Source organism: Endozoicomonas sp. SESOKO3, assembly GCF_024606255.1.
Genome location: NZ_JAHHPR010000770.1, coordinates 1 through 1,205, shown reverse-complemented (window position 1 = coordinate 1,205; position 1,205 = coordinate 1). Strand labels below are relative to the sequence as shown.

The window sequence follows — 1,205 nt, the reverse complement described above, 5'->3', positions numbered from 1 at the left end:
TGCCCCGAGAGAATGGAAAGTGCTGGTGGCGAAGAAGATTGCTCAGCTTGATGATCAGAAGGCACCAGCAGAAGAGAGCCGATAAAAATCCATTGATCTCGCTATGAAAATACAGTTACGGAAAGTGGGACCATACAGGAACTTTTGTACCAGCCAGCCACTCTAAAGATTGTCGAATCCAACCACACGGAAGTGGGTAAATAATACGTTTTACAGGAATATTGCCATGAATGTTGTCCATGGAGCGGGGATCTCTGCAAGCCCGTGCCCTCACCCTCAATCAAACTCTGACACCCGGTCGGTAACAGCTTCTGGTCGATGGGCAGTGGGCGAACCGACCAACAAACTGCTACCCCGTCATCCCAGGGAGTATGAGCGACAGGAGCTACTGCGGGCTGCTGAAAGCGGGCGTCTGGCGTTTCGGCGAATTGAATTGACTGAAGAGAGAAATTACTTTTCGGGTAAGGGTGCGCCAAGACCCTTCACCCTCGCCCTGCCGGGGGCGATGATGCCCACTGAGCCCGTGACAGAACTCTGCGGTAAGTGGATGGTAGGCACTGTTAATCCCCAATGCCTGTACGTCTACAAACGTGATGCCCACAGCTGGCGTATGAAAAGAGGTGCAGATGCGGATAAACTGCAGGCAAAACTTCTGCCTGACCTGCAATCATTGCACGATGGACTTCTTGGACGTTCCAATATCGTTATCTGGGGAGTTTATCCTCGTTTCACCTCAGGGCATCTGCAACCGGATGGGACGTTCAGTTTACCAAAATTGAAGTTTGGCAGTAGCACACGACTGGATTACCCGGAACTGGTGCTCACCGGATACAGCGAAAAAGACATCAAATGCTTTTGTGTTTACAACGATGCACAGATAAATATTGCCGATATCCTGCAGGACAAGCGTGAGTGTGAACAGGTATTGGCGCTTGAACCCTTGCCCCTGGTCGTTTATTGCCATCAGACAGGTTCTGTACAGGTCTACTTTGATGATGAGCTGGACAGTAAACACTTAGCCAGGAATGAGCATTCTCTGAATAATTTTGCGTTTTTAGAGGGCATAGCCCCAAAACATTTCAGAGCCGTGTTAAATCTGCTGCCAATGTCTTTACGGGCAGAGACATTGAGTTCGGAATCAACCGACTCGGCCAATGTCAGACACAAATTGCGACAGGCCATCATGCTAGTGAGTGATCCCGATC

At 49.8% G+C, this 1,205-nt stretch carries 1 protein-coding gene; it reads left to right on the top strand.

All coding sequences use genetic code 11. The annotated features are described in order from the left end of the window. Positions 1-226 precede the first annotated feature (226 nt). Positions 227-1,205: hypothetical protein (locus tag KDK18_RS13555; RefSeq protein ID WP_257255463.1), on the top strand; the 979-nt coding region annotated here is incomplete at its 3' end.